General features: G+C 59.8%; 3 protein-coding genes. 2 read left to right on the plus strand and 1 reads right to left on the minus strand.

Features of this window, described 5'->3' with window-relative positions; genetic code table 11:
• The coding region (locus ACZAHD_RS22470; RefSeq protein ID WP_462458702.1) for a class I SAM-dependent methyltransferase at positions 1-683 on the plus strand (683 nt) is incomplete at its 5' end.
• A 254-nt stretch (positions 684-937) separates the two neighbouring features.
• Complete coding sequence (locus ACZAHD_RS22475; protein WP_462458703.1) at positions 938-3058, plus strand: TonB-dependent siderophore receptor; 2121 nt, start codon at positions 938-940, stop codon at positions 3056-3058.
• 63 nt (positions 3059-3121) lie between these two features.
• On the opposite strand, the gene emtA is transcribed toward ACZAHD_RS22475, so the two are convergent.
• Positions 3122-3491, minus strand: a 370-nt coding sequence (gene emtA / locus ACZAHD_RS22480; protein WP_462458704.1) for a membrane-bound lytic murein transglycosylase EmtA, incomplete at its 5' end; no start/stop codon positions are given.

Here is a 3491-nt window from a genome sequence, read left to right on the forward strand (position 1 = left end):
CCATCGTCGATACCCCGGTCATCGACAGCTATCTGCAGCAACTGCTGGCAAAAATTGATTTACTCGGTGCCAGCAGCCTGTTCGATATGGGCTGCGGCCCGGGTACCGTCTCGCTGGCGCTGGCCAGTCAACTCGATGAGATCTGCGGCGTCGATTACAGCCCGGGAATGCTGGATGTCGCCGCTCGTCGGGCTATGGCGCAAGGCGTTCGCCACGCGGTCTGGTATCAGCGGGCATGGGAAGAGAGCTGGGAGGGTCTGCCGCGCTGCGATATCGCCGTGGCCTCCCGTTCGACCCTGGTGGCGGATATGCGCGAGGCGATGACGAAGCTCGATCGTCAGGCGCGGCTGCGAGTCTACACGACCCATCTGGTTAACCCTGGGTTTGCCTCACCGACGATCCTGCGCGTGCTGGGACGAGACAGCACGGCGCTGCCGAACTATATGTATGCCGTGAACGTGCTGTATCAAATGGGCATTAATGCCAGCGTCGACTTTATTTATGGCGACCCTCAGGATAACAGCAGCTATCCGCGGTTTGAGCGTAACGTGGTAGCGGCCTTCGGCGCGCTCAGCCCGGCCGAGCGGGAACGTCTCGCCCGCTGGTATGTGCAGCAAAACCCGCAAACCATTCAGGTTGATGCCCGGGACTGGGCGCTGATCGGCTGGAATTGCCGTCGCTGAACCCGTTAACCGCCACCTGAATTCGTGGGCTGCTGGCTTCCTCCTCTCTTCCGCCGGGCGCGTGACGCGCCCCTTACGTAGCAACATCCTGATATTTATCATGGCCTTTGCTAGCGTGCACGACAAAAACCGGCTTGATTTTGAGAAAGTAAACAATAATAATTCGCATTACATTTTTACGAAAAATGACACTTTCGTTTTCTCTGCGTGGCGGCGTACAGGAGTACCAGGCTACGTCAACTCAGGATTATGTCATGACCGCTCGTGTCATCTGCAAACGCCCGGCGCTGCTGTACGCGCTGGCCGTCGCCTTCCCGCTAGCCAGCCTGGCGGAAGAGACGGTTATCGTTACCGCGCAGCCCGTCGACTCTGCTACCTCGCCAACGCAGGGCTATAGTGCCAGAACCTCCGCCGGCGCGACGAAAACCGATCGGCCGTTGATTACCACCGCGCAGTCGGTCTCCGTCATCACCCGTCAGCAAATGGAGGATCGGGGAGCCAATACCATCAGCCAGGCGCTGGAATATACTCCGGGGGTTTACTCCAGCTTCGGCGGCGGCGCAACCCGCTTTGATACGGTGTCGCTACGCGGCTACCACGGCGGTGATGTTGATAACCTGTTTCTCGACGGCATGCGCCTGATGAGCGACGGCGGCAGCCACAACGTCCTGCAAATCGACCCGTGGTTTATTGAACGGGTTGACGTCATCCGGGGCCCCTCTTCGGCGCTGTACGGTCAGAGCGTGCCGGGCGGGGTGGTGAATCTGACGTCGAAACGTCCGCAGTTTGCCTCGGAAGGCCATTTCCGCCTCAGCGGCGGGACGCAGAACACCAAAGAGGCCGCCTTCGATTATACCGATGCCCTCAACGATCAATGGGCTTACCGGATTATCGGCATGACGCGCACCAGCGACACCCAGTACGATAATACCCGCGAAGAGCGCTACGCCGTCTCGCCTTCTCTGCTCTGGCAGCCGGATACCGACACCTCGCTACTGCTGCGCGCCTACCTGCAAAAAGATCCCTCGGGCGGTTATCACGGTTCGCTGCCGCTGGACGGCACCCGCTATGCCCACCACGGGCGTAAGCTCTCCACCGGCACCAATGAAGGCGCTCCGTCAGACGGGTATCAGCGCCGCGAGCAGATCTACAGCTACGAGTTCACTCATCAGTTCAATGATGTCTGGTCGGCCTACTCCGCCGGGAGCTATACCCACACTAACGTCTCGCTGGATCAGGTGTATCAGGCCGGCTGGATTGATGACAGCGACAGGCTGGCGCGCGGGTATAGCGGCTCGCGCGGCTCGCTGGATGCCTGGTCTACCGATAACCGTCTGCGCGCCGATTTCACCACCGGTGAACTGGCCCATACGCTGATCTTCGGCGGGGAATATCACCGTTTCCGCAACGATCTGTGGACCGGCGCCGGCAGCGCGTCACCCCTCGACCCGTTCAGCGGCTATACCGCACAGACCGGACATACCGTGACCTACAGCAATAACAATAACCGCCGCTATGAGCAGACCGGGATCTATCTGCAGGACGAAATGGTCTGGGCGCGCTGGCATCTCGATGTTTCCGGTCGCTACGATCGCATTGTTTCTCAACAGGTCAGCGAGACCTTCGGCACCTCCAGCCGCCGTGCCGATGACCATATCAGCGGCCGGGCATCGCTGCTGTACGCGCTGGAAAACGGCCTCTCGCCGTATCTAAGCTATAGCCAGGCGATTACGCCGGCGATGCTGCCGGGCGCCGACGGCACCCTGCTGAAACCCACCAGCGCAGAACAGCTTGAAGCGGGGCTGAAATTCCAGCCGCCGGGCAGCGCCGATCTGTACAGCATCGCCCTGTACGATTTAACACAAAAAGATGTGGCGACGCGCGATCCGAATATTGCCACCGCGACCTTTATTCCGGCAGGAAAAGTCCATTCTCAGGGCGTGGAGCTGGAGATGCGCAACCAGATTACACCTGAGTTGAGCACCCTTGTCTCCTACACCTGGAACCGCCTGCGCTTCCAGGACACCAAAGATGGTACCAGCGACAACACGCCGCAGCTGACGCCGGATCAGATGGCCTCTTTCTGGGCGCGCTATCAGTTCCCGACAGGGATCAGCGTCGGGGCCGGCGTACGCTATATCGGCAAACAGTGGGCGGATGACGCCAATACCGAGCGCCTGCCGTCGGTCACCTTACTGGATGCAATGGTCCGCGCCGATCTCGGTGTCTGGTCGCCATCATTGAAAGGGGCTTTTGTGCAGGTGAATGCCAATAACCTCAGCGACCGGGAGTTTCTCTCCGGCTGCTACGGAACGGGCAATTGTTACTGGGGGGCCGAACGCAGCGTGATCGCCACCGTCGGTTACGACTTCTGAGGATTGTCTGAATCACGCTGTGCTCTGCGGATACCCCGTGAAGCACAGCGCGAGCGGAGGCGGTTACATGGCGTCGAGCGCCTTCTGCAGCTTCCAGATATAGCGCGGAGCCTGCGGAGCCGGATGCTTTTTCACCACGTGTTCAAAGAACTCATCGGCATCCAAATCGTTAATCTCATCAATCGCATCCTGACGATTCGAGGAGAAGGTGCGCAGCAGCGCTCCGGCGCCATTCGCGTAGGAGACCACCACCGCATAGCGCATCACCTGCGGATCTTTAATCCCGGCAAGCGGGCCATTCTCCAAGATACTCAGATAGGCCGCGCCCATCGAAATATTACGTTCGGGATTTTTCAGCTCGCTGACCGACGGTTCGCCTCGCCAGCCCATGCGCTGGTAGACATCGCGGCCAGATGTCGAAGGCTTCAACTGC

This window comes from Raoultella sp., assembly GCF_039594335.1.
Classification (GTDB): Bacteria; Pseudomonadota; Gammaproteobacteria; order Enterobacterales; family Enterobacteriaceae; genus Klebsiella.

What these genes read in the sequence shown, in the direction of transcription:
- ACZAHD_RS22475 (WP_462458703.1), top strand. Translation starts at nt 938, where the DNA reads ATGACCGCTCGTGTCATCTGCAAACGCCCGGCGCTGCTGTACGCGCTG.